The following is a 23557-nucleotide window of genomic DNA, read 5'->3' on the forward strand; positions in this document are numbered from 1 at the left end:
CTTCCCAATGAAGTCCGGAATCCACCCGAGCTACCGTCCGGTCGTCTTCCGCGACAAGGTCGGCGGGCTCGCCTTCCTCACCCGCTCCACGGCCACCGGCGCGAGCACGGTGGAGTGGGAGGACGGCACCACCTACCCGGTGGTCGACGTGGAGATCTCCTCGGCGAGCCACCCCTTCTACACCGGCCAGTCCCGGGTGCTCGACACCGCGGGCCGGGTCGAGCAGTTCCGCCGCCGCTACGGCGACCGGCACTGACCGGGCGACCGCGACGGCCCCTCCCCCGATCCGGGGAGGGGCCGTCGCGGCACGGCCGCCCTCAGCGCGGCGGCGGGACGGACACCACCATGGTCAGCCGCAGCAGCCGCCCGCCCGCGTTGCGGTAGACGTGGGCGTAGGAGGCGTCGAAGGAGACCGTGCTGCCGGCCGGCACCGGGTGCTCCGTCCCGTCGTGCACCAGGGTCAGCTCCCCCTCGTCGACCCGGATGATCTCCACCGTCCCGGCCGGGTGCGGCTCCGCGGCGTACTCCTCGCCCGGCTCCATCCGCCACTCCCACAGCTCGAGCGGCCCGGGCGCCTCGATGCCGTGCAGCAGGGTGCCGGTCCCGCCGCTCGCGCCGGTCCAGAGCGGGACGGCCTGGTCACCGGGGACGATCCGCACGTCCGGGCCCTCCTCGTAGTCGAGCAGGGTGGCGATCGAGACGCCCAGGGCGTCGCCGAGCCGCACCACGGTGGCCACGCTGGGGTTGGTGCGCCCCTGCTCGATCTGGACGACCATGCCGCGGCTCACCCCCGAGCGGGCGGCGAGGGCGTCCAGCGTGTGGCCGCGTCCGGTGCGCAGCCGCTTGAGGTTGCGGGCGAGGGCCTGGGCGACGAGGTCGGGGTCCGGCACGCTTGACAGTCCTCCGGTGTCCACATCCCGAAAAGTTCAGGATATTGCTCTGCGAAGCTCAGTTCAGTGAACTACGCTGCCGATCCGGCAACGAGTCCATCCGACTGTACTTCGGAGTGCATTGTGCTGTCCTCCTCTCCCGGGCGCCTCCGGTGACCGTCCTGCTCGCCCTGTCCGCCAGCCTGCTCTGCGGCCTGGGCGACTTCGGCGGCGGCGTCCTCACCCGGCGGCTCCCCGCACTGGCCGTCGTGGTCGCCTCCCAGACCGCGGCGACGGTCGCCCTGCTCCTCGCGCTGCCGGCCACTGGCGGCTGGGCCGACCTCTCCCCCGCGCTCTGGTACGCGGTGGCCGCCGGCGCGATCGGCCCGTTCGCGATGCTCGCCTTCTACCGGGCGCTCGCGCTCGGCCCGATGGGGGTGGTCTCCCCGCTGGCCACCGTCGGCGTCGCCGTGCCGGTCGGCGTCGGACTGGCGCTCGGCGAACGGCCGGGGCCGGTCCAGCTGGCCGGGATCGTGGTCGCACTGGCCGGCGTGGTGCTGGCCGGCGGCCCCGAGCGCGGCGGACCGTCCGCCGCCCGCACCGCCCTGGTGCTGACCCTGGCCGCCGCGTTCGGCTTCGGCGCCAACATGGCCCTGCTCTCCCAGGCCTCGGCCGGCGGCGGGCTGCTGCTCGCACTGTGCGCCCAACGCCTCGTCAACATCGCCGTCGGCGGCGCCGCGCTGGTGGTGAGCCTGCGCGGCACCGACACCTCCGCGCTGCTGCCGGAGCTGCGCTCCCGGCTGCCCCTGCTCACCGGGGTCGGGCTGGCCGACGTCGCCGCGAACGCGGCGTACGCGGCGGCCTCGCACGGCGGTTCGGCAGCGGTGGCCGCGGTGCTCGCCTCGCTGTACCCGGTGGTCACCGCGCTGCTGGCGCGCGGGGTGCTGAAGGAGCGGCTGCGCCCGGTGCAGGTGGTGGGCGCCGGCCTCGCCGTGGCGGGCACCCTCCTGCTCGCGTCCCCCTGAGCCGGGCCGCGGCCCACGACCGCGGCCCAGGACCTCGGCCCGCGACGGCTCCGCGGCGACGGCTCAGGGACGTTCGGGCGTCCAGCGCTTCTCGACGCCCGCCAGCTTCCAGTAGGCGATCGCCGCGGCCCACACCACCACGAACAGCCCGGCGATCGCGTACCCGACGTTGTCCAGCGAGATGTCCGCGATGAAGCCGGTGACCGGGTCGGTCAGGTCGAGCTTCTCGTGCAGCACCCCGACCAGCTCGATGGTGCCGATGATGAACGCCACGGCGATCGACAGTCCGGTGATGGTCAGGTTGTAGTACACCTTGCGCACCGGGTTGGAGAACGCCCACTGGTACGCGAAGTTCATGAACGTCCCGTCCAGGGTGTCGAACAGGCTCATCCCGGCCGCGAACAGCAGCGGCAGGCAGACGATCGCGTACCAGGGCAGCCCGGCCGCCGCGCCCGAGCCGGCCATCACCATCAGGGTCACCTCGGTGGCGGTGTCGAAGCCCAGCCCCAGCACCATGCCCACCGGGAACATCTGCCCCGGCCGGGTGATGGAGCGGGTCGCGCGGTTCAGCACCCGGGCCATGAAGCCGCGCGAGTTGAGGTGCTCCTCCAGTTCCGCCTCGTCGTACCGGCCGGCCCGCATCGAGCGGAACACCTTGAGGATGCCGACCAGCGCCGCCAGGTTGAGCGCGCCGATCAGGTAGAGAAAGGCGCCGGAGGCCGTCGTGCCGACCAGCCCGAGCCACTTGTGGGTGGCCGACTCGTCGTCCATCAGCGTGTTCGCCAGCTGGGCGCCGCCGGCCACCAGGGCGGCCATGATGACCACCATCGAGGAGTGGCCGAGCGCGAACCAGAACCCGACCGAGACCGGCCGCTTGCCGTCCGCCATCAGCTTGCGGGTGGTGTTGTCGATCACCGCGATGTGGTCGGCGTCGAAGGCGTGCCGCATGCCGAGGGTGTACGCGGTGATGCCCAGGCCCACCCCGAAGACCTGGGTGCCGACCGCGTACTCGTGGGGCGCGACCAGGAAGACCAGCGTCCCGAAGGCCACCACGTGCATGGCCAGGATCACCGCCATCAACCCGGCCGTGCGGACGGTGTCCTCGCGCTTCCATCTGAACGTGGGCAGGACGGAGGGGGCCGCCTCGGTCGGGACGGCGGTTTCGGGCAGGGTCATCGTCGGATCACGCTCCAGCACCTCGTGGAATGACTTCGTGAGATGCCGTGGCCGGTCTCCTGGCTTACGGGGCTTCCGCACCCGCCTTCCCAGGCGCACGAGGCGCCCAGTGGCACATGGGTACGGACGACTGTCCCCCGATCACAGTGGCGAGGGCCGCTCCGGACTGGGACCCCTGAGGGTCCGTCACCGGTCTTCCCGAGCACCACGGCGGGCTACACCGTAGGGCTCGTGCTTCACCCTCGCAAGGTTGCGCACCTGTGCAGGTGTGCAGGATCACAGGTCACCGCCTGCGAGAATGTGGGCATGCATCTCGTACCGGCCGACCGCGCGGGCCACCGCACCATCGACGGGCACCGGGTCTGCGAGGCCATCGCCGCGATCGGCGACACCGCGCACGTCCGGTCCTGGGCCGAGCGGTTCTCCCTGCTCGCCGACCCGGGACGGCTCGCCCTGCTGCTCGCCCTGCACCGGGCCGGCCCGCTCGCCGTCAGCGACCTCGCGGTCGCCACCGGCATGCGCGACCCCGCCGTCTCCCAGGCCCTGCGGCTGCTCCGCACGGCCGGCGTGGTCACCGGGGACAAGGACGGACGTGTGGTGCGCTACCGGCTCGTCGACGAAGGCATGCGCCCCCTCCTCGACGAGTGCGCCGCCGCCGAGCACCACGAGCCGACCGCCGCCGCGGGCTGACCGGCCGGATCGGCCTGCCCCGCGCGGCGCCTGACACGGTGTTCGCCGGCGCACGCGGATCCCTTTGCCGGACTCCCCCGGCCGGTCGACCCGGCCCACGGACTGGGCGCCCGGACCGGCCGCTCAGGCCACCTGGCAGGTCGGGCACCAGAAGAGGTTGCGGGCGGCGTGCTCCTCGGTCCGCACCTCCGTGCCGCACACCAGGCAGGGCATCGCGGCGCGGCGGTAGACGTAGACCTCGCCGCCGTGGTCGTCCACCCGCGGCGGTCGGCCCATGGCCTCGGGGGTGTGTTCGGGCCGGACGGTGTCGATGCGCCCGGCGGCGACGCCCTCGCGCATCAGGGCGACCAGGTCGGCCCAGATCGCGTCCCACTCGCCGCGGGTGAGGTCGCGGCCCGCCCGGTGCGGGTTGACGCGGTGGCGGAACAGCACCTCGGCGCGGTAGACGTTGCCCACCCCGGCCAGCACCTTCTGGTCCATCAGCAGCGCGGCGACGGTCGTACGGCTGCCCGATATCCGGCGCCAGGCGGCCTCCGGGTCGGCGTCGGCGCGCAGCGGGTCCGGACCGAGCCGGGCGGCCACGGCGGCCTTCTCGGCGCCGGTGACCAGCTTGCAGGTGTTGGGGCCGCGCAGGTCGGCGTAGCCGTCGTCGTTGGCCAGCCGCAGCCGGACCAGGCCGACCGGATCGGGCGCCGGGCCGGTGCCGAAGGTGAAGCCGCCGTAGAGGCCGAGGTGGACGTGCACCCAGGCACCCTCCTCGAAGCCGAGGAAGAGGTGCTTGCCGGTGGCCTCCGCGCCGGTGAGCAGCTGCCCGTCGAGCACCTTGGCCTCGTCGGCGAACCGGCCCTGCGGGCTGGAGACCCGCACGGGACGGCCACCGAAGGCCGTACGGCTCTGGACGGCGAGGCGGTGGATGATGTGGCCCTCCGGCACGGGCGTCAGCTCCCCCTGGTGTAGGACGTCAGGACGGGGTCCATCATCGCAGCCGCCACCGACAGGCCGGGCGGGCGCCGCTGGTCAGCGGACCGGCATGCCCATCAGCCGGGCCAGGATGACCCGGTCCAGCTCGGCGGCCGTACCGGCGACGTCCAGGTAGGAGTTGTCGATGATCGGCAGCCCGGAGTTGTACCAGCCGGCCATCCGCCCGTGGATGCGCGCCACCTCCTCGTCACCGAGCCGCCGGTTGCCGCTGCGGCGGGCGTTGCGGCGCAGCACCGAATCCAGGCTGGGCAGCAGGACGACCGGGATCATGCCGGGGCCGATGTGCCGCTTCCAGCCGCCGAGGCCGATCGCCGGGCGGTCCGGGAAGACGGCGTCGTCGATGATGCAGGAGATCCCGTTGGCCAGGTAGTTGCGGCAGGCGAAGCCGCAGGTGCGGCGGGCCAGCCGGTACTGGGCCTCGGAGGCGTTGTTCCAGCCGGACTGCGGGTTGGCGAAGCCGGACTGCACCCACTCGCGGACGTCGTCCAGGCTGATGTGCGCGGTCGGGGTGGCGCGGTGCTCGGCCCAGTACCGGGCGACGGTGGTCTTGCCCGCCCCGGCGGGGCCGATCAGCAGGACGGCGATCGGCCCGGCGGGCGCGTGCCGCTGCGGGGAGTGGGTCGGGAGCTGGACGGGCGTGCCGGCGGGCAGCACGAAGTGCCCGGTGCCACCGGCCGGAACCGGCGCGCTCGGCGCGGGCGCGGGGCCAGGGCCGGGAGCGGCGGCCGGGACGGGCGCAGGCGCGACCGGAGCCGGTGCAGGAGCCGGTGCAGCGGGCGCGACCGGAGCCGGTGCAGGAGCCGGTGCAGCGGGCGTGACCGGAGCCGGGGCAGGAGCCGGCCCGGGTCCGGCCGACGGCCGGACCGTCGGAGGCGGCGGAGTAGGCGGCGGGACGGGCGCCCCCGACGGGGACACCCCCGTACCGCCCCCCGGTGGCACCGGCGGAGCGGCGGGACGCGGCGGGACCTGCCCACCTCCGGCGTACTGCGTCACGGCACCTCCCGACACCCTTTCAGCGGGGACACTACACGGCGGCCCGGCGGCGGGCACAGTCCGCCACCGGGCCGCCGGCCCGTCCTGCTCACCGCGCGGCGAGCTGCTCCGCCAAGGCGCGCAGCGCCAGCTCGTACGAGCCGATCCCGAACCCGGCGATGGTGCCGGAGGCGACCGCGGCGATCACGGAGTTGTGCCGGAAGGACTCCCGGGCGTACGGGTTGGAGATGTGCACCTCGATCAGCGGCGCGGTGCGCTGCGCGGCGGCGTCCCGCATCGCGTACGAGTAGTGGGTGAACGCGCCCGGGTTGATCACCACGGGCACCTTCCCGTCGGCCGCCTCGTGCAGCCACTCCACCATCTGCTGCTCGGAGTTGGTCTCGTGCACCTCGACCTCGAAGCCGAACTCCTCGCCCAGCGCGGTGCAGCGCTCGACCAGCCCGGCGTAGGAGGTGGCGCCGTAGACGTCCGGCTCCCGGCTGCCCAGCCGGCCCAGGTTGGGCCCGTTGAGCACCATCACCCTGGTCACGCCGAGACCTCCGCGTACGCGGCGACCAGCAGGGACGGGTCCGGGCCCTCCAGCACGGAGGTCTTGCCGAGGCCGTCCAGGACGATGAAGCGGATCAGGTCGCCGCGCGACTTCTTGTCGATCTTCATCGCGTCCAGCAGCTTCGGCCAGGCGTCCGCCCGGTAGCTCAGCGGCAGGCCGACCGAGGCCAGGACGGTGCGGTGCCGGTCGGCCGTCTCGTCGTCCAACCGCCCGGCCAGGCGGCCGAGTTCGGCGGCGAAGACCATGCCGATGGAGATCGCCGCGCCGTGCCGCCACTTGTAGCGCTCGTTGCGCTCGATGGCGTGGCCGAGGGTGTGGCCGTAGTTGAGGATCTCCCGCCGGCCGGACTCCTTGAGGTCCCCGGAGACGACGTCGGCCTTGACCTGGATCGCCCGGCGGATCAGCTCGACGGTGTGCGGGCCGGCCGGGGTCCTGGCGCCCTCCGGGTCGGCCTCGATCAGGTCGAGGATGACCGGGTCGGCGATGAAGCCGCACTTGATGACCTCGGCGAGGCCGGAGACGTAGTCGTGCCTGGGCACGGTCTCCAGGGTGCCGAGGTCGGCCAGCACGCCCACCGGCGGGTGGAAGGCGCCGACCATGTTCTTGCCCTCGGCGATGTTGATGCCGGTCTTGCCGCCGACGGCCGCGTCGACCATGCCCAGCAGCGTGGTGGGCATCGAGATCCAGCGCACCCCGCGCAGCCAGGTCGCCGCGACGAACCCGGCCAGGTCGGTGGTGGCTCCGCCGCCGAGGCCGACGACGACGTCGCTGCGGGTGAAGCCGGTCTGCCCGAGCACCGACCAGCAGTACGCGGCCACCTCGGCGCTCTTCGCCTCCTCGGCGTTCGGCACCTGGAGCGCGATCGCCTCGTACCCCTCGCCGAGCAGGTCCTCGCGGATCGCGTCGGCGGTGGCGGACAGCGCCTCCGGGTGGATGATCGCGACCCGCTTGGCACGGGTGCCGATCAGCGGCGCCAGCTCACCGAGCAGCTGGTGCCCGATCAGCACGTCGTACGGGTCGTGGCCGGCGCTCCCGCCGACGTGGATCCTGACGGTGTTGTCAGTCATGGGGGGTCTTCAGCTCCAGTGCTTCCAGTACGGCGTCCGCGACCTGCGCGGGAGTGCGGCCGGCGGTGTCGACCACGGCGGTGGCCACCTCGAGGTAGAGGGGGCGGCGGGCCTCCATCAGCTCGCGCCAGCGGGCCCGCGGGTTGACCGCCAGCAGCGGGCGCGGGGCGTCCAGGCCGACCCGCTTGACCGCGTCGGCCAGCGGCACCTCCAGGAAGACCACCGGCAGCTCGCGCAGCAGCTCCCGGGTGGTCCCGGCCATCACCGCGCCGCCGCCGAGCGCCAGCACCCCGCCGTGCCCGGTGGCGGCGGCCCGTACGGCCGCCACCTCCAGCTCGCGGAAGTGCGGCTCGCCCTCGTCGATGAAGATCTCCGGGATGGGCTTGCCGGCCAGCGCCTCGACGTCGGCGTCGGTGTCCCGGAAGCCGACGCCCAGACGCTCGGCCAGGGCCCGCCCGACCGTGGACTTGCCACTGCCGGGCGGCCCGACCAGGACCACGACGGGGGCGGTCATCGGACGATCAGGTGCTCGAGGTAGTTCTGCACGTTGCGACGGGTCTCCGACACGTGGTCGCCGCCGAACTTCTCGTTCACCGCGTCGGCCAGCACCAGCGCGACCATCGCCTCGGCGACGATGCCGGCCGCCGGCACCGCGCAGACGTCCGAGCGCTGGTGGTGCGCCTTGGCCGGCTCACCGGTGCGCACGTCCAGGGTCTGCAGCGCCCGCGGCACGGTGGCGATCGGCTTCATCGCGGCGCGCACCCGCAGCACCTCGCCGGTGGACAGGCCGCCCTCGGTGCCGCCGGAGCGGCCGGAGGTGCGCTTGACGCCCTCGAGGGTGGGGACGATCTCGTCGTGCGCCTTCGAGCCCGGCACCCGGGCCAGCTCGAAGCCGTCGCCGACCTCGACGCCCTTGATCGCCTGGATGCCCATCAGCGCGGCGGCCAGCCGCGCGTCCAGGCGGCGGTCCCAGTGCACGTGCGAGCCGAGGCCCACCGGCACGCCGTACGCGAGGACCTCGACCACGCCGCCGAGGGTGTCGCCGTCCTTGTGGGCCTGGTCGATCTCGGCGACCATCGCCTTCGAGGCGTCCGCGTCCAGGCAGCGCACCGGGTCGGCGTCCAGCCGGGCCTCGTCCGAGGGCAGCGGCAGCACGCCGGCCGGCGCCTTGGCGGCGGCCAGCTCGACCACGTGGCTGACGATCTCGATCCCGCAGGTCTCCTTCAGGTACGCGCGGGCGACGGCGCCCAGCGCGACCCGGGCGGCCGTCTCCCGGGCGCTGGCGCGCTCCAGGATCGGCCGGGCCTCGTCGATCGAGTACTTCTGCATCCCGGCCAGGTCGGCGTGGCCGGGCCGGGGGCGGGTCAGCGCCTCGTTGCGGGCCAGTCCGGCGAGCACCTCCGGGTCGACCGGGTCGGCCGACATGACCTGCTCCCACTTCGGCCACTCGGTGTTGCCGACCATGATCGCCACCGGGCTGCCCATGGTCAGGCCGTGCCGGACGCCGCCGAGGAAGGTCACCTCGTCCTGCTCGAACTTCATCCGCGCCCCGCGGCCGTAACCGAGCCGGCGGCGCGCCAGCGCGTCGGCCACCACGGCGGTGGTGACCGGTACACCGGCGGGCAGGCCTTCCAGCGTCGCGACGAGTGCGGGGCCGTGCGACTCCCCCGCCGTCAGCCAGCGCAACGTACCCAACGGAGCTCCTTCATCAGCGGACCGGTCCACGGCACCGCCGCGGCCCGCCCCGGACGTGCCTTGTGCCTGAATCCTTTCATGCCCCAGCGGCACCCGGGGTCACAGTCCGCGTGACGGACAGCAACCGGTCACCATCCGGCCGTGGAGTGACCGCAAGCTGCTGCCCGGGGCACGCTAGCGCTCGGCGAGCGCCTTCTCGCCCGCCTCGCGCATCGCCGCCAGCGGCCCGGGCGTGCGCCCGGTGAAGGCCTCGCTCTGCAGCACGGCCTGGTGCACCAGCAGGTCCAGGCCGCCCAGGACGGTCGCCCCGCGCTCGGCGCAGGCGGCGGCCAGCGGCGTCGGCCACGGGTGGTACAGCACGTCGAACAGCGCGCCGGGGGCCGCCGTCAGCGAGTCGGCGAAGGCGTCGGTCGCCCCGACCGGCGTGGTCGAGACGGTCAGCGGCCGCTCCAGCGCCTCGGCGCCGCGCTCCCAGTCGGCGGTCCGCACGGCGACGCCGAGCCGCTCGCCGAGCTCGGCCATCTCCCGGGCCCGCTCGGCGCTGCGCACGTAGACCGTCACCTCGCCGGTGCAGATCCGGGCGAGCGCCGCCAGCGCCGAGGAGGCGGTGGCTCCGGCGCCCAGCACGGCGGCGGCCGGCACCTCGGTGATGCCGCGCTCGCGCAGCGCGGCGACCAGACCGGGGACGTCGGTGTTGTCCCCGGTCCGCCGGCCGTCGGGAGTGAACACGACGGTGTTGACCGCGTCCACCGAGCGGGCCGTGGCGCTGACCTCGTCCAGCAGCGGGATGACCGCCCGCTTGAGCGGCATGGTCAGCGACAGCCCGGCCCACTCGGCCTCGTTCAGCCCGGCGACGAAGCCCGGCAGGGCCGCCTCGTCGACCTCGAAGCGGTCGTAGCGCCAGCCCTCCAGCCCGAGCGCGGCGAACGCGGCCCGGTGCAGGTCCGGCGAGAGCGAATGGGCGATCGGCGAGCCGAGGACGGCCGCCCGGTGCTTGCTGGTCAACGCTGCCCCTCCATGGGCCGGTTACCGGTGCGGACTACTTGCTGGTGCAGTGGCCGCGGGCCTCGTCGAAGCCCTGGCCGGCCGCCTGGCAGTACTCCTTGACGTTGGCGTAGTGCTCCTTGCTCGTCTCGGCGAAGCGCGTCTCGGTCGGGGACATCGCGATGAAGTACAGCCACTTGCCGTCCGCCGGGTGCAGCACCGCGTTGATCGCGTCGTCGCCCGGATTGGAGATCGGCGTGGGCGGCAGGCCCGGGTTGAGGTAGGTGTTGTACTTGTTGGACGCGTCGTCCATGTCCTTCTTGGTGAGGTCCTTGCGGCCCAGCGAGTACTGCAGCGTGGTGTCCATGCCCAGGCGGTGGTGGGTCTCGGGCTCGTTGGCCAGGCGGTTCTGGATGGTCTTGGCCATCTTGGCGAAGTCCGCGGTGTTGTTGCCCTCGCGCTGCAGGATGCTCGCCTCGGTGATCACCTCGTAGGCGTTCTTCAGGCCGACCGAGGCGGCCTGCCCGTCCAGCGCGGCGTACTTCTCGGTGGCGTTCTTCACCATCTGCTTGAGCAGGTCCTCGGGCTTCATGCCGTCGGCGATGTTGTAGCGGGTCGGCCAGAGGAAGCCCTCGACGTTGCCCTGGGCGTAGCCGGGCAGGCCGAGGTCGTTGATCTGCGCCTTGGCGACGTTCGCCGTGGTGCCCTTCTGGAGCTTCAGCTTGGCGTCGATCATCGCGTAGATCTCGGAGGAGTTCTTGCCCTCCGGGACCACCAGGGCCGCGCCGCCCGCCTGGTCCAGCAGTTCCTTCAGCGCGGCGGCCGCCGACATCTCCTTCTTCATGCCGTAGTAGCCGTACTGGATGGTGCCGCACTTGGGCTCGGCGTTGCAGGCCTTGGTGAACGCGTCGACGCTCTTGACCACACCGGCGTTCTTCAGCACGAGGCCGATCTGCCCGCCGCCCGCGCCCTGCTTGACCTCGACCTGGACGGAGCCGGAGCCCTCACCGGTGAAGTCCGGCGGCGGCCCGAAGTGGTCCTGGTAGAAGCCGTAGCCCCACCAGCTGGCGCCGCCCATGGCGCCGAGCAGCACCAGCGCGACCAGCAGGCAGGCGCCGCCGTTGCGGCGGCCGGCCTTCTTGCCCTTCTCCTTGCGCTTCTTCTGGGCCTCGCGGGAGTCGTCCTGCGCGCCGAGGAAGCCGGACTCCGGGGCCTCGGCGTGCTCGTCGAGGTAGCCGTCGTCCTCGCGGTGGCCGTCCTCGCGGTCCTCCCACTCCTCGACGGCGGGCTCCTGCGCCGCGCCGACCGGGTCGGCGCCCGCCTCCAGCGCGGCGGCCTCGGCCTCCCAGTCGATCCCGTCCGGGCCGGGGCCGGCGGCGGGCGCGGCCTGGGCGGCGCCCTGCTGCGGGGCCCGCTGCTGCGGGGCCTGCTGCTGGGCGGGCGGCTGCTGGTACTGCTGTTGGTACTGCTGCTGGAACTGCTGCGGCACGCCCTGCTGCATGCCCTGGTGCTGGGTACCGGGCTGCTGCATGCCGGGCTGCATCGGCATCTGCTGCTGGGGATAGCCCTGCTGGGGCATCTGCTGCTGCGGGTACGGGTACCCCTGCTGCGGCATCGGCTGCTGGGCGTAGCCCTGCTCGGGCATCTGCTGGGGGTACCCCTGCGCTGCCGTCATCTGCTGGGGGTGGCCCGGCATCTGCTGCTGGTACCCCTGCTGCACGTCCTCGTACGGCTGCTGGACCTGCTGGCCCTGCTGCGGGTACTGCTGCCACTGGCCGTCCTGCTGGCCGGGGACCGGCTGCTGGCCGCCGTACCCGGGATCACCGGGGTGCCACGGCTCGCCCTGGGGGCCGTAGCCCCGACCCAGATCGGTCATTGATCCCCTTAACCGACGGTGACGACCGGAGGATCGGACCGGCCGTCCGGGACGAGGCCGTCCCGGCTGATTCTCGAACCGGCGTGCTAGCGCAGCGCCTGGGAGGAGACGTTACCGTACCGCAGCCTGGCACCCGCCCGGACGGACATACCGTCAGTGATCGACCCCGTCCGGGGCCGGCGACCCGGTCACGGCGTCGCCGGCGGCGTGGCGGCCGCCGAGCCGCTGGGCGAGGTGCTCGGCTTCGCGGCCCGGGCGGCGTTGAACTCCGCCACGTTGCGCTGGTGCACCTCGTAGCTGTCGGTGAAGCGGGTGTCCCCGGGCTTAACGGTCACGAAGTACAGCCAGTCCCCCGGCGTCGGGTCCAGCGCCGCCATGATCGCCTGCCGGCCCGGGTTGGAGATCGGCGACGGCGGCAGCCCCGGGTGCAGGTAGGTGTTGTACGGGGAGTTCAGCTTGGTGTCGGTGACCGTGGTGTTGAGCGTCGAGCGGCCGAGCGCGTAGTTGATCGTGGAGTCGAGCTGGAGCGGCATGCCCTTGGCCAGCCGGTTGTAGATGACCCGGGCCACCTTGCCCATGTCCTCGGTGTTGTCGGCCTCGCCCTGCACCATGCTCGCCACGGTGACCAGCCCGTACAGGCTCTGCCCGAGCGTCTGCGCCACCACCGTGGCGTCGTCCCGGCTGTACTCCTTGCCGGCCCGCTCGACCATCTGCTTCAGCAGCTCCAGCGGGGTGGTCGCGTCGGTGACGCTGTACGTGGCCGGGAACAGGTAGCCCTCCGGGCTGCCGTTGGCGAAGTCCGGCAGGCCCAGTTCGGCGGCCTGCTCCTGGGCGGTCCGCCGGGTGGTGCCGTCGGGGAGGTTGAGCTTCTTGTCGATCGCCGAGTAGATCTGGTAGCCGCGCCAACCCTCGGGAATGGTGAGGCCGTTGGCGTTGGCCGGGTCGATCAGGATGGCCAGGGCGGCGGCGGCCGACATCTTCAGCCTGAGCGTGTACGTCCCGGGCTGGATCCGTCCGGCGGCCGCCGCGCTGCCCTTGGCCGCCCGGGTGAAGGCGAGCGAACTGGCCACCACCCCGTTGCGGACCAGCGCGGAGGCGATCTGGGACAGGCCGGCGCCCTCCGGCACGGAGACCTGGACGCTGCCGCTGCCCTGCCCCTTGTAGTCGGCGGCAGCGGCGGGTTTGCGCTGCCCCTGGAACCAGGTGTAGCCGGTCAGTCCGATCCCGCCGAACACCGCGATCAGCGCGAGCGCGGTGAGCCCGCAGGCGAGTCCGTTGCGCCGCCGGTGCGGATCCGGCGCATCGGGGCGCGGTCGGGGCGCGACCGGCGGGCGCCCCTCCGGCTCCAGCACCGGTGCGCCCAGGTGGCCGGGGGTGAGCCCCGGGTGGAAGTCCTGGTCGGTCATGGCTCACGCTCCCTCGGCGTCCCGAATCGCTCCGGTCCGGACCGGCCCGGGCCGGTCCGGATCAATCCGAACTGCACGAACCATTCCAAGTCGGGCAAGTCGATCTTCATCGACTCTTACCGACATAAAACGGACACGGAATCGAACGAAAAAGGGGTCCGCGCGGATGTGTCCGCACGGACCCCTCTTCGGGACGTTAGATCAGGCCGGTCAGCCGACCGCCTCGACGCTCTCACCGGGCGGGCGTCCGCTCACCCGTTCGGACTCAAGGGCGGTCTGGAGGATCACCACCGCGGCGGCCTGGTCGACCACCGAGCGGCCCTTCTTCGCCTTGACCCCCGAGGCCCGCAGCCCGTGGGTCGCGGTGACGGTCGACATCCGCTCGTCCACCAGCCGGACGGGCACCGGGTAGAGCCGGTTGGCCAGCCGGAGGGCGTACGCGCGGACCTTCTCCGCCGCCGGGCCCTCCTTGCCGCTGAGCGAGCGCGGCAGCCCGACGACCACCTCGATGGCGTCGTACTCCTCGACGATCGCCGCGATCCGGGCCTGCGACTTCACCCCGGCCGGGACGGTCTCCACCGGCGTGGCGAGCACCCCGTCGGGGTCGCAGGACGCGACCCCGATCCGGGCGTCCCCGACGTCGACGGCGATCCGCCGCCCACGCCGGAAGGGCCTCTCCTCCTGCTCCATCAGCTGGCGCGCTCCGCGACCAGGCCGCGCACCGCGGCGATGGCCTCGCCGACCGCGGCCGGGTTGGAGCCGCCGCCCTGGGCGACGTCGTCCTTGCCGCCACCGCCGCCGCCGAGGGTCTTGGCGGCGGTGCGGACCAGCTCGCCGGCCTTGATGCCGCGGCCGCGGGCGTCCTCGTTGGTGGCGATCACGGTCAGCGGGCGGTCGTTCGCCACGGTGAACGCGGCGACCACGGCCGGGCGCGAGCCCAGGCGGCCGCGCACGTCCAGGACCAGCTTGCGCAGCTCGTCGGCACCGACGCCGTCGGCGACCTGAGCCGCGACCACCGCGATGCCGTGCACGTCCTCGGCCGAGTCGGCCAGGCCCGCCGCGGCGGCCAGTACCTTCTCCGCGCGGAAGCGCTCGATCTCCTTCTCGGCGTCCTTGAGCTTGGCGAGCATGCCCGAGATCTTCTCCGGCAGCTCCTCCGGGCGGCCCTTGACCAGCTCGGTGAGCTGGGAGACCACGGTGTGCTCGCGGGCCAGGAACTTGTACGCGTCGACGCCGACCAGCGCCTCGACGCGGCGCACGCCCGAGCCGATCGAGGACTCGCCGAGCAGCTTCACCAGGCCCAGCTGGGCGGTGTTGCCGACGTGGGTGCCACCGCACAGCTCCTTGGAGAAGTCGCCGATGGTGACGACGCGCACCTCGTCGCCGTACTTCTCGCCGAACATCGCGATGGCGCCGGCCTTGCGGGCCTGGTCCATCGTCATGACCTCGGCGGTGACGTCCAGCTCGCGGCCCAGCACGTCGTTGATCTTCTGCTCGACGTCCACCAGCACGCTGCCCGGAACGGCGGCGGGCGAGCCGAAGTCGAAGCGGAAGCGGCCCGGGGCGTTCTCGGAGCCGGCCTGGGCGGCCGTCGGGCCGAGCGCGTCGCGCAGCGCCTGGTGGGTCAGGTGGGTGGCCGAGTGGGCACGGGCGATCGCCCGGCGGCGGTCCACGTCGATCGTGGCGTACGCCGAGGCGCCCAGCACGACCTCGCCGAACAGCACGCCGCCGGAGTGCACGATGACGCCCGGGACGGGCTGCTGCACGTCGCGGATCTCCACCACCGCGCCGGACTCCAGCCGGATCCGGCCGTGGTCGGCGAGCTGGCCGCCGCCCTCGGCGTAGAACGGGGTGCGGTCGAGGATGATCTCGACCTCGTCGCCCTCGGAGGCGGCCGGCGACGGCACGCCGTCCACCAGCAGCCCGACCACGGTGGCCTCGCCCTCGGTGAGGGTGTAGCCGGTGAAGACGCTGGCGCCGGACGTGTCGGCGACCTCGCGGTACGCGGCGACGTCGGCGTGGCCCATCTTCTTCGCCTTGGCGTCCGCCTTGGCGCGGTCCCGCTGCTCCTGCATCAGCCGGCGGAAGCCGGCCTCGTCCACCTGGAGGCCCTGCTCCTCGGCCATCTCCAGGGTGAGGTCGATCGGGAAGCCGTAGGTGTCGTGCAGCTTGAACGCCTGCTCGCCGGAGAGCACCGCGCCGCCGGCCTGCCGGGTCTCGGTGACGGCGGCGTCCAGCAGGTTGGTGCCGGCCTTCAGGGTCTGGAGGAAGGCGGCCTCCTCGCCCACGACGACCGTCTCGATGCGCTTGCGGTCGGTCTCCAGCTCCGGGTACTGCGGGGCCATCGCCTTGATGGCGATGTCGATGAGCTCCTTGGCCACCGGCTCGGTCGCGCCCAGCAGGCGCATGTTGCGGATGGCGCGGCGCAGGATGCGGCGCAGCACGTAGCCGCGGCCCTCGTTGCCCGGGGTGACGCCGTCGCCGACCAGCATCAGCGCGGTGCGGATGTGGTCGGTGACCACGCGCAGCGAGACGTCCGACTTGTGGTCGGCGCCGTAGGCGTGTCCGGTGAGCTCGGCGGCGCGGTCGAGGATCATCCGGCTGGTGTCGATCTCGAAGAGATTGTCGACGCCCTGCAGGATGGCGGCGAGGCGCTCCAGGCCCAGGCCGGTGTCGATGTTCTTGCTCGGCAGGTCGCCGAGGATCTCGAAACCGTCCTTGCCGTCGCCGTGGCCGCGCTCGTACTGCATGAAGACCAGGTTCCAGATCTCCAGGTAGCGCTCGCCGTTGACCGCCGGGCCGCCCTCCTCGCCGTACGCGGGGCCGCGGTCGTAGTTGATCTCCGAGCACGGGCCGCACGGGCCGGGGACGCCCATCGACCAGAAGTTGTCCTTCATGCCGAGGCGCTGGATCCGCTCGGCGGGGACGCCGATGACGTCACGCCAGATCTGCTCGGCCTCGTCGTCGTCCTTGTAGACGGTGATCCAGAGCTTCTCCTTCTCCAGGCCGTAGCCGCCGTCCGCGACGGGAGTGGTGAGCAGCTCCCACGCGAACTTGATGGCGCCTTCCTTGAAGTAGTCGCCGAAGGAGAAGTTGCCGCACATCTGGAAGAAGGAGCCGTGCCGGGTGGTCTTCCCGACCTCCTCGATGTCCAGGGTGCGCACGCACTTCTGGACGCTGGTGGCGCGCGAGAACTGCGGCTTGACCTCGCCCAGGAAGTAGGGCTTGAACGGCACCATGCCGGCGTTGACGAGCAGCAGGGTGGGGTCGTCGGCGACCAGGGACGCCGACGGAACGACGGTGTGGCCGCGCTCCTCGAAGAAGCGCAGCCAGCGGCGGCGGATCTCAGCCGACTCCATTAGTGGTCCTTCCGGTTCGGGGTGCCGCCCCGCGGCGGCAGCGCGCGGCGGGGCGTTTCTTCAATGGTCTGGGGTGCGGTGCGGCCGCCACCGGGGGCGAGCGCGCGGGACGGAGGCAGGGCGGCGGCCGGGCTGCCGGGCGCCGCCGAGATAGCTCGGTACTGCGGCTCGCCGCGCAGGACCCGGCGGGCGGTCCGGGGCTCGACGACGGCGGTGCCGTGCAGTCCGAGGTCGTCCTTCAGCTGCTCCTCGCGCTCGGCCATGCCGGCCCGCACGTCCTGGGCGAACTGCTTGGCGAGGTCGCCCAGGTGCAGCGCTCCGCGCGCGGCGGTGCCGGAGAGGCTGTCGGGGGTGAGCCGGTGGACGGCCTCGTTGGCCTTCCGCATGGCCCAGACGGTGGCGCCGGCGCCGACCGCCATCCAGAAGATGCGTGCCATGACGTCAGCCCTTCACCGCGCGCCGGACCCTGGAGAGCAGGCCGTGCCTGGGCGCGGTCGCGGCGCGCACCTCGGCCCGGATCAGCCGGGCGAGCTCGTCGCGCTCGGCGGCCTGCACCGGCACGTTCGGCAGGCCGCCCTGCTGCTTGGCGACGGCCTTGCGGACGCCGTAGCTGAAGGCCGCGACCTTCACCAGCGGGCCGCCCAGCGTGGCGGCCACGGTGGAGGAGAGCGCGTTGGCGTTGGCGGCGGCGTCCTGCACGTTGGCGGTGATCTCGTCCACCCGCTCCAGCTGCTCGTTGGCGCTGCGCACCGCGGCGCCGGCCTCCGTCAGCAGCGGCACGGCCTGTTCGGTGACCGCGGAGACCAGGACGGCGGCCTCCTTCAGCACGCGCGAGAGGCGGACCAGGACCACGGCGAGCAGGGTGACCAGGACCGCCCAGAACACGGCGACGAGCAACCCGGCCAGCTCTCCCACGGACACTTCTGCGCGCTCCCTCGCCTTGCTGTTCTCCTCAGGGTCTGACCCTATCGCGCCCGCAGCCCGTTTCCGGACCGGGTTGTCGCCCGCGACCTCGTCCGGGTGTGCGAGGCGCGCGCGTAACCTACCGGCCGGTCACCTCGTTCTGCCAGGCGGGCCGTCGCCCGTACGGCCCGACGCACGTCCGGACCGCGGTGGTCCGGGCCCGGAACGACGGGGAGCGGCGCGTGGCCGGCGACTGGACAGCACAGCCCGAGGCGTGGCCGCGCGAGCCGGCGCCCGGCCGGCTCCCCGCCGAGGTGACCGGTTTCGTCGGGCGGCAGCGGGAACTGGCCGAGCTGGCGGCCCTGCTGGCCGGTGTCCGGCTGGTGACGGTGACGGGCCCGGGCGGGGTGGGCAAGAGCCGGCTGGCGCTGCGCGCCGCGGCCCGGGCGGCCGGCGCCTTCCCGGACGGCACCTGGCTGGTGGACGTGGCCCCGGTGCAGGACCCGCTGCTGCTCGGCCACGCCGTCCTGGAGGCGCTGCAGCTGACCGACGGCACCGCCCGCCCGCCGCTGGACGTCCTCGGCGAACGGCTGGCCGGGCGCCGCCTGCTGCTGGTGCTGGACGGCTGCGAGCACCTGGTCGGGCCGTGCGCCGAGCTGGCCGACGCACTGCTGCGGATGCTGCCCGGGCTGCGGGTGCTGGCCACCAGCCGCTCCGCGCTGCGGGCCTCGGGCGAGCACCTGCTGACCCTGGCCCCGCTGCCGGTCGGGCCGCTGCCGAACGGGCCGGCGGGCGTGCTGCCGGACGCGGTGCGGCTGTTCGCCGACCGGGCCCGGGCGGTGCTGCCGTCCTTCGAGGTGACGGAGGCCAACGCGGAGGCGGTGGCTCTGCTCTGCCGCCGGCTGGACGGCATCCCGCTGGCCGTGGAGCTGGCCGCCGGGCGGTTGCGGGCGCTGTCGGTGGAGCAGATCACGGCCCGGCTGGACGACCGCTTCCGGCTGCTCACCGGCGGCTGCCGCACGGCGCTGCCCAGGCACCAGACGCTGCGCACCACGATCGGCTGGAGCCATGAGCTGTGCACGGTGCAGGAACGTTTACTCTGGGCCCGCCTGTCGGTCTTCGCCGGCGGTTTCGACCTGGAGGCCGCCGAGTACGTCTGCGCCGGCGACGGCATCGAACCCGAGGACGTGCTGGACCTGCTCGACGAACTCGTCGCCAAGTCCGTGCTGCTGCGCGAGGACAGCGCCTACGGCGTCCGCTTCCGCCTGCTCGACACCCTGCGCGAGTACGGCGGCCACTGGCTGCGCGCGACCGGCGAGGAGCAGCGGCTGCTGCGCCGGCACCGGGACTGGTACCTGGGCGTCGCCACCTGGGGCGAGGTCGAGTGGTTCGGCCCGCGCCAGGCGGAGACCGCCGAGCGCACCCAGCTCGCCCACACCAACCTGCGGGCCGCCCTGGAGTTCTGCCTCGCCGAGCCCGGCGAGGAGCAGATCGCCCTGCTGCTGGCCGGCACCCTGTGGTTCTACTGGGTCGGCTGCGGCCACCTCGGCGAGGGCAGGCACTGGCTGGACCGCGCGCTCGCCCTGGACCGCGAACCCACCGAGGCCCGCGCCAAGGCCCTCTGGGTCACCGGTTACATGGCCACCCTGCAGGGCGACCTCGGGGCCGCCCGTCCGGCGCTGGAGGAGTGCCGCCGCCAGGCCCTGGACACCGGTGACGCCCGGGCCCTCGCCTACGCCGTGCACCGCCAGGGTTGCGCGGCCCTGATCGGCGACGACCCGGAGCGCGCCGCCGAGCTGTTCGACGAGGCGCTCTGGCACTACCGCACGATCGGCGAGCTCAACAGCAACGTCGTGATGGCCATGATCGAACTGGGCCTGGCCTGCCTGTTCCAGGGCGACCTCGACGGCGGCGAGCTCTGGTTCGGCCAGGCCCGCGAGGTGTGCGAGGAGCACGGCGAGCAGTGGGCGTACGCCTACGTGCTCTACGCGACGGCGTACTCCCACTACCTGGACGGCGCGATCCAGGCCGCCCGGTCCCTGGCCCGCGAGTGCGTGCGGCTGAACCACGTCTTCCACGACCTGCTCGGCGTCGTCCTCGGGATCGACCTGCTGGCGCTGCTGGAGACCGAGCCGGACGGCCCGGGCGAGGCGGCCGACCTGCGCGAGGCCCGGGTGCTGCAGGGCGCCGCGCACCGGATCTGGCGCACCGTCGGCAACCCCTTCCTGGGCTCGCGCTCCTTCTTCGGCACCCACCAGGAGTGCGCCGAGCGGGCCCGCGCCGGGCTGACCGAGCAGGAGTACGAGGAGTACTACCGGGCGGGCACCCGGCTGGACCTGGACGCCGCGGTCTCCCGGGCGCTCGGCGACGGCGGCCCGGCGGACGGGCGCGACCCGCGCCCCGGACCGTGCCCGGTGCCGCCCGCACCGGCACCCGCGCCGGCGCGGAATAGTTGAAACTTGTCCATTGCTTGAGGAGGCAAGGAACGACCCGGAAGGAGCACCATGGCCGTCCACGACGAGTACCGCCTCGCGAACTTCTACTTCGAGTCCAAGGCGTACGCCGACGCCGCCCGCATGCTGGAGGGCGTGCTGGCCGAGGAGCCGGCCAACCTCTCCGTCCGGCTGCTGCTGGCCCGCAGCTACTACCACTCCGCCCAGCTCGGCCGCGCCGAGGCCGAGCTGCGCCGGATCCTCGACCTCGACCCGGCCGAGGACTACGCCCGGCTGATGCTCGGCCGCACCCTGGAGCGCCGGGGCCGCGCCGAGGAGGCCCGCCCGCACCTGCGGCTGGCCGCCGCGATGACCGGCGAGGCCGTCTGACACCGCACCGGGCCCGCGGCGCGGCGGGCCGGGAAGACGGCGAGCCCCCGCCGCCTCGGAAGGCGACGGGGGCTCGCTGCGGTCTCGCGGACTGCGGACCGAGCGCGGGTCAGCGCGAGTAGTACTCGACGACCAGCTGCTCGTCACAGATCACCGGGACCTCCTTGCGCTGCGGCGCACGGTCCAGGCGGAAGGCCAGGGCCTTCAGGTTGACCTCGAGGTACTTCGGGGTCTGGCCCTCGCCCGCGTAGCCACCCTCACGGGCGACCTGGAAGGGGACCTTCTCCTTGCTGCGCTCGCGGACGGTGACCACGTAGCCCGGCTTCATCTGGAACGACGGCTTGTTGACCTTGCTGCCGTTGACCTCGATGTGGCCGTGGACGACCATCTGACGGGCCTGGTAGATGGTGCGGGCGATGCCCGAACGCAGCACCAGCGAGTCCAGACGGGTCTCCAGCTCGGCGACGAGCGCCTCACCGGTCTTGCCCTCGGCCTTCTTCGCGCGGTCGAACGCACGCGACAGCTGCTTCTCGCTCAGGTCGTACTGGGCGCGAAGACGCTGCTTCTCGAGCAGACGGACCTTGTAGTCCGAGTTCTGCTTGCGGCCACGGCCGTGCTGGCCGGGCGGGTACGGGCGGGCCTCGAAGTACTTGACGGACTTCGGGGTCAGCGGCACGCCCAGGGCACGCGCGATCTTGACCTTGGGACGCTTCTGGTTCGCCATGAACCAAACCTTCCTTGCTTATGAATACGGCTTTCACCAGGTGTTGACGGAGGTCGCATGTCGCGACCCGGAGAAAACCCGCCCGTCTGCACGGGGGGTCAGCCGCTCTCCGGAGCCGGGCACGGAAGTGCTGGTCACACGAAGGGCCCGGGAACCGGGCCGTCCGCGACACCGAAACGGTGCGCGACGCTCCTGTTGCGGGCCTCCCGGGGGAGGCCTACGGCCGGTGCCCCGCTGGTGCGGCCGGTCGGTGGGGTCTCCCCCGCCGCCGTCCCGGGACATGGCACTCCGACCGAGTATACCGGCGGATCACCCGCCGTTTTCCCCGGGCTCCTCCGCCTTCCGCTCCGCCCGGCGCTCGCCGCGCAGCCGGCCCCGCGTCCACTCCACGGTGTCCGCGTACCGGACCTCCCCGCCGCGCCGGTTCGGCCGGTAGTACTCCTTGCCGTGCACCGCGTCCGGCGCGTACTGCTGGGCCGCGATGCCCTCCGGCAGGTCGTGCGGGTACTGGTAGCCCGTGCCGTGGCCGAGCCTGCCCGCGCCGCCGTAGTGGGAGTCCCGCAGGTGCGGCGGCACCGCGCCCGCCAGGCCCTGCCGGACGTCCGCCAGCGCGGCGTCGATCGCCAGGTACGCCGAGTTGGACTTCGGCGCCAGCGCCAGCGCGATCGCCGCCTGGGAGAGGATGATCCGGGCCTCCGGGAAGCCGATCAGGGCCACCGCCTGGGCCGCCGCCACCGCCGTCTGCAGCGCCGTCGGGTCCGCCAGGCCGACGTCCTCGCTGGCCGAGATCATCAGCCGCCGGGCAATGAACCGCGGGTCCTCCCCCGCCTCGATCATCCGGGCCAGGTAGTGCAGGGTGGCGTCCACGTCGCTGCCGCGGATCGACTTGATCAGCGCGCTCGCGACGTCGTAGTGCTGGTCGCCGTCCTTGTCGTAGCGCACCGCCGCCTGGTTGACGGCCGTCTCGGTGGTGGCCAGCGTGACGGCGGCCTCGCCCTTCTCCAGCGCCGCCCCGGCCGCCGCCTCCAGCGTGGTCAGCGCCCGCCGGGCGTCCCCGCCGGCCAGCCGCACCAGGTGGTCCTCGGCCTCGGCGGTCAGCTCCACCGCGCCCGCCAGGCCGCGCTCGTCGGCCACCGCGCGGCGCAGCAGCGCCCGGATGTCGTCGTCGGTGAGCGACTCCAGGGTCAGCAGCAGCGAGCGCGACAGCAGCGGCGAGATCACCGAGAAGTACGGGTTCTCGGTGGTCGCCGCGATCAGCGTGACCCAGCGGTTCTCCACGGCGGGCAGCAGCGAGTCCTGCTGGGCCTTGGAGAAGCGGTGGATCTCGTCCAGGAAGAGCACCGTCTCCCGGCCGGACATGCCGACGGCCCGCCGCGCGCCGTCGATCACCGCCCGGACCTCCTTCACCCCGGCGGTGATCGCGGACAGCTCGACGAAGCGGCCCTCCACGGCCTGGCTGATCACGTGCGCGAGGGTGGTCTTGCCGGTGCCGGGCGGCCCCCAGAGGATCACCGAGCTGGTGGCCGCCGGGCCGCGCGAGCCCGCGACCAGCCGCCGCAGCGGGGAGCCGGGCTTCAGCAGCTGCCGCTGCCCGGCCACCTCGTCCAGGGTGCGCGGGCGCATCCGCACGGCCAGCGGCGCCCGGCCGGGCTCCTTGCTCTGGCGTTCCTCGGCTGCGGCGGTGAAGAGGTCCGGTTCGTCCACACCGGAAGCCTATGCGAGGGCACCGACACCCCTCGGTCGGAGCCGTCAGTCCTGCGGCGGGCGGTCCAGCAGCACGACGTCGAACTCCTCCAGCGACCACACGGTCAGACCGGCCGCGGCGGTCGCCTGCGCCCGGATGTCGGCCATCGGGCCGCGCGAGTCCGTGAAGCTCGCCCGGTCGGCGAAGATCGCGCCCACCGAGGTGCGGCCGTTCGCCCGGTCCACCAGCAGCGCGCCGGTGACGAAGCCGTCCAGCTTCTCCAGGTTCGGCAGCGCGCGGTCCCGGAAGACCTCGGCCAACCGGTCCACCCCGTCCGGACCGATCCTGCCGCGCACCAGGCGGAACCCGGCACCCGGCCCGGCGGCACCCGGCGGGGCCGTCACCGCGGCCTCCCAGACGTCGGTGGCCACGGTGCCGCCCAGCGGCGCCAGCAGCTCGCGGCGGCGTTCGCCCAGCGCCGCGTCGCTGTCGCGCTCGTCCTGGGCGGACTCCCACCAGGAGCCCATCGTGATCTTGCCGAGGGCCCGGTCGGCGAACAGGCCGTAGCCGCGGTACCCGGGCCGGTCGCCGAGCAGCGCGGGAGCCTCGGTGCGGAGCCGGTCGAGGGTCTGCTCGATCCGGTCCGGGTGACCGGTCGCGTAGACGGTACGGACGAACATGAGCGCGCCTCCTGAGGACGCCCGGGCGCCACGCGGGGCCGTCTTCTCGGAAGCAGCGCCCGGAGGGCCCCGT

General features: G+C 73.4%; 23 protein-coding genes and 1 riboswitch. Of the genes, 5 read left to right on the forward strand and 18 right to left on the reverse strand.

What is annotated here, in order from left to right:
• Positions 1 to 7 precede the first annotated feature (7 nt).
• Positions 8 to 256, forward strand: a complete 249-nt coding sequence (locus tag ACGF07_RS15725) for a type B 50S ribosomal protein L31 (RefSeq protein WP_392899013.1) — start codon at positions 8 to 10, stop codon at positions 254 to 256.
• Between the two features lie 61 nt (positions 257 to 317).
• Here the strand turns inward: ACGF07_RS15725 and ACGF07_RS15730 are convergent, their stop codons facing one another.
• Positions 318 to 890, reverse strand: a complete 573-nt coding sequence (locus ACGF07_RS15730) for a helix-turn-helix domain-containing protein (protein WP_392899016.1) — start codon at positions 888 to 890, stop codon at positions 318 to 320.
• Between the two features lie 152 nt (positions 891 to 1042).
• Between ACGF07_RS15730 and ACGF07_RS15735 the strand changes: the two genes are divergently transcribed.
• The gene (locus tag ACGF07_RS15735) at positions 1043 to 1894 is read left to right on the forward strand and encodes a DMT family transporter (RefSeq protein ID WP_350736803.1); all 852 of its coding nucleotides are present in this window, start codon (positions 1043 to 1045) and stop codon (positions 1892 to 1894) included.
• Positions 1895 to 1957: 63 nt separating this feature from the next.
• Here ACGF07_RS15735 and ACGF07_RS15740 read toward each other — a convergent pair whose 3' ends face one another.
• Positions 1958 to 3070 carry a HoxN/HupN/NixA family nickel/cobalt transporter gene (locus ACGF07_RS15740; protein WP_392899018.1) on the reverse strand — a complete coding sequence of 371 codons (1113 nt, stop codon included), beginning with the start codon at positions 3068 to 3070 and terminating at the stop codon, positions 1958 to 1960.
• A gap of 31 nt (positions 3071 to 3101) precedes the next feature.
• Positions 3102 to 3295, reverse strand: a riboswitch (cobalamin riboswitch).
• Between the two features lie 81 nt (positions 3296 to 3376).
• Between ACGF07_RS15740 and ACGF07_RS15745 the strand changes: the two genes are divergently transcribed.
• Positions 3377 to 3760, forward strand: coding sequence for a metalloregulator ArsR/SmtB family transcription factor (locus ACGF07_RS15745; protein WP_350736809.1), 384 nt, complete (start codon positions 3377 to 3379; stop codon positions 3758 to 3760).
• Positions 3761 to 3883: 123 nt separating this feature from the next.
• On the opposite strand, the gene ACGF07_RS15750 is transcribed toward ACGF07_RS15745, so the two are convergent.
• From ACGF07_RS15750 to ACGF07_RS15810, 13 genes are all read right to left on the reverse strand, one after another.
• The gene (locus ACGF07_RS15750) at positions 3884 to 4693 is read right to left on the reverse strand and encodes a DNA-formamidopyrimidine glycosylase family protein (protein WP_350736811.1); all 810 of its coding nucleotides are present in this window, start codon (positions 4691 to 4693) and stop codon (positions 3884 to 3886) included.
• 84 nt (positions 4694 to 4777) lie between these two features.
• Positions 4778 to 5680, reverse strand: coding sequence for an AAA family ATPase (locus ACGF07_RS15755; RefSeq protein ID WP_392899305.1), 903 nt, complete (start codon positions 5678 to 5680; stop codon positions 4778 to 4780).
• Between the two features lie 142 nt (positions 5681 to 5822).
• A complete protein-coding gene (aroQ, locus tag ACGF07_RS15760) occupies positions 5823 to 6251 on the reverse strand; it encodes a type II 3-dehydroquinate dehydratase (protein ID WP_350736942.1) in 429 nt (142 codons plus the stop codon).
• A gap of 8 nt (positions 6252 to 6259) precedes the next feature.
• Positions 6260 to 7351, reverse strand: a complete 1092-nt coding sequence (aroB, locus tag ACGF07_RS15765; protein WP_392899022.1) for a 3-dehydroquinate synthase — start codon at positions 7349 to 7351, stop codon at positions 6260 to 6262.
• The gene (locus ACGF07_RS15770) at positions 7344 to 7865 is read right to left on the reverse strand and encodes a shikimate kinase (protein ID WP_392899025.1); all 522 of its coding nucleotides are present in this window, start codon (positions 7863 to 7865) and stop codon (positions 7344 to 7346) included. The genes aroB and ACGF07_RS15770 overlap by 8 nt, the downstream gene beginning before the upstream one ends.
• Positions 7862 to 9046 (reverse strand): chorismate synthase, encoded by a 1185-nt coding sequence (gene aroC, locus ACGF07_RS15775; RefSeq protein WP_392899028.1) that lies wholly within the window; start codon positions 9044 to 9046, stop codon positions 7862 to 7864. The genes ACGF07_RS15770 and aroC overlap by 4 nt, the downstream gene beginning before the upstream one ends.
• 174 nt (positions 9047 to 9220) lie before the next feature.
• Positions 9221 to 10051, reverse strand: coding sequence for a shikimate dehydrogenase (locus ACGF07_RS15780; protein ID WP_392899031.1), 831 nt, complete (start codon positions 10049 to 10051; stop codon positions 9221 to 9223).
• Positions 10052 to 10085: 34 nt separating this feature from the next.
• Positions 10086 to 11906 (reverse strand): endolytic transglycosylase MltG, encoded by a 1821-nt coding sequence (gene mltG, locus ACGF07_RS15785; protein WP_392899034.1) that lies wholly within the window; start codon positions 11904 to 11906, stop codon positions 10086 to 10088.
• A gap of 188 nt (positions 11907 to 12094) precedes the next feature.
• A complete protein-coding gene (mltG, locus tag ACGF07_RS15790; RefSeq protein ID WP_350736828.1) occupies positions 12095 to 13312 on the reverse strand; it encodes an endolytic transglycosylase MltG in 1218 nt (405 codons plus the stop codon).
• A 210-nt stretch (positions 13313 to 13522) separates the two neighbouring features.
• Complete coding sequence (gene ruvX, locus ACGF07_RS15795) at positions 13523 to 14002, reverse strand: Holliday junction resolvase RuvX (RefSeq protein ID WP_350736831.1); 480 nt, start codon at positions 14000 to 14002, stop codon at positions 13523 to 13525.
• Entirely contained in the window at positions 14002 to 16671 is a 2670-nt protein-coding gene (gene alaS, locus ACGF07_RS15800; RefSeq protein WP_350736834.1) for an alanine--tRNA ligase, read from the reverse strand. Before alaS ends, ruvX begins: the two co-directional genes overlap by 1 nt.
• On the reverse strand, positions 16671 to 17108 hold the full coding sequence (locus ACGF07_RS15805) for a DUF6167 family protein (protein WP_350736837.1): 438 nt from the start codon (positions 17106 to 17108) through the stop codon (positions 16671 to 16673). The genes alaS and ACGF07_RS15805 overlap by 1 nt, the downstream gene beginning before the upstream one ends.
• 4 nt (positions 17109 to 17112) lie before the next feature.
• On the reverse strand, positions 17113 to 17592 hold the full coding sequence (locus tag ACGF07_RS15810) for a DUF948 domain-containing protein (protein WP_392899039.1): 480 nt from the start codon (positions 17590 to 17592) through the stop codon (positions 17113 to 17115).
• 224 nt (positions 17593 to 17816) lie between these two features.
• Here ACGF07_RS15810 and ACGF07_RS15815 point away from each other — a divergent pair, with 224 nt between their 5' ends.
• Together ACGF07_RS15815 and ACGF07_RS15820 are read left to right on the forward strand one after the other, a co-directional pair.
• The gene (locus ACGF07_RS15815; RefSeq protein ID WP_392899042.1) at positions 17817 to 20030 is read left to right on the forward strand and encodes an ATP-binding protein; all 2214 of its coding nucleotides are present in this window, start codon (positions 17817 to 17819) and stop codon (positions 20028 to 20030) included.
• A 48-nt stretch (positions 20031 to 20078) separates the two neighbouring features.
• The gene (locus tag ACGF07_RS15820; RefSeq protein WP_392899045.1) at positions 20079 to 20396 is read left to right on the forward strand and encodes a tetratricopeptide repeat protein; all 318 of its coding nucleotides are present in this window, start codon (positions 20079 to 20081) and stop codon (positions 20394 to 20396) included.
• Between the two features lie 109 nt (positions 20397 to 20505).
• Here ACGF07_RS15820 and rpsD read toward each other — a convergent pair whose 3' ends face one another.
• The 3 genes from rpsD to ACGF07_RS15835 form a co-directional block, all read right to left on the reverse strand.
• Positions 20506 to 21120: a 30S ribosomal protein S4 gene (gene rpsD, locus ACGF07_RS15825; RefSeq protein WP_350736850.1), complete on the reverse strand. Its 615-nt coding sequence runs from the start codon at positions 21118 to 21120 to the stop codon at positions 20506 to 20508.
• A 309-nt stretch (positions 21121 to 21429) separates the two neighbouring features.
• Positions 21430 to 22824, reverse strand: a complete 1395-nt coding sequence (locus ACGF07_RS15830; RefSeq protein WP_392899048.1) for a replication-associated recombination protein A — start codon at positions 22822 to 22824, stop codon at positions 21430 to 21432.
• 45 nt (positions 22825 to 22869) lie between these two features.
• Positions 22870 to 23484 carry an antibiotic biosynthesis monooxygenase gene (locus tag ACGF07_RS15835; RefSeq protein ID WP_392899050.1) on the reverse strand — a complete coding sequence of 205 codons (615 nt, stop codon included), beginning with the start codon at positions 23482 to 23484 and terminating at the stop codon, positions 22870 to 22872.
• Between the last annotated feature and the right edge of the window lie 73 nt (positions 23485 to 23557).

The organism is Kitasatospora sp. NPDC048194, assembly GCF_043202455.1.
Classification (GTDB): domain Bacteria; phylum Actinomycetota; class Actinomycetes; order Streptomycetales; family Streptomycetaceae; genus Kitasatospora.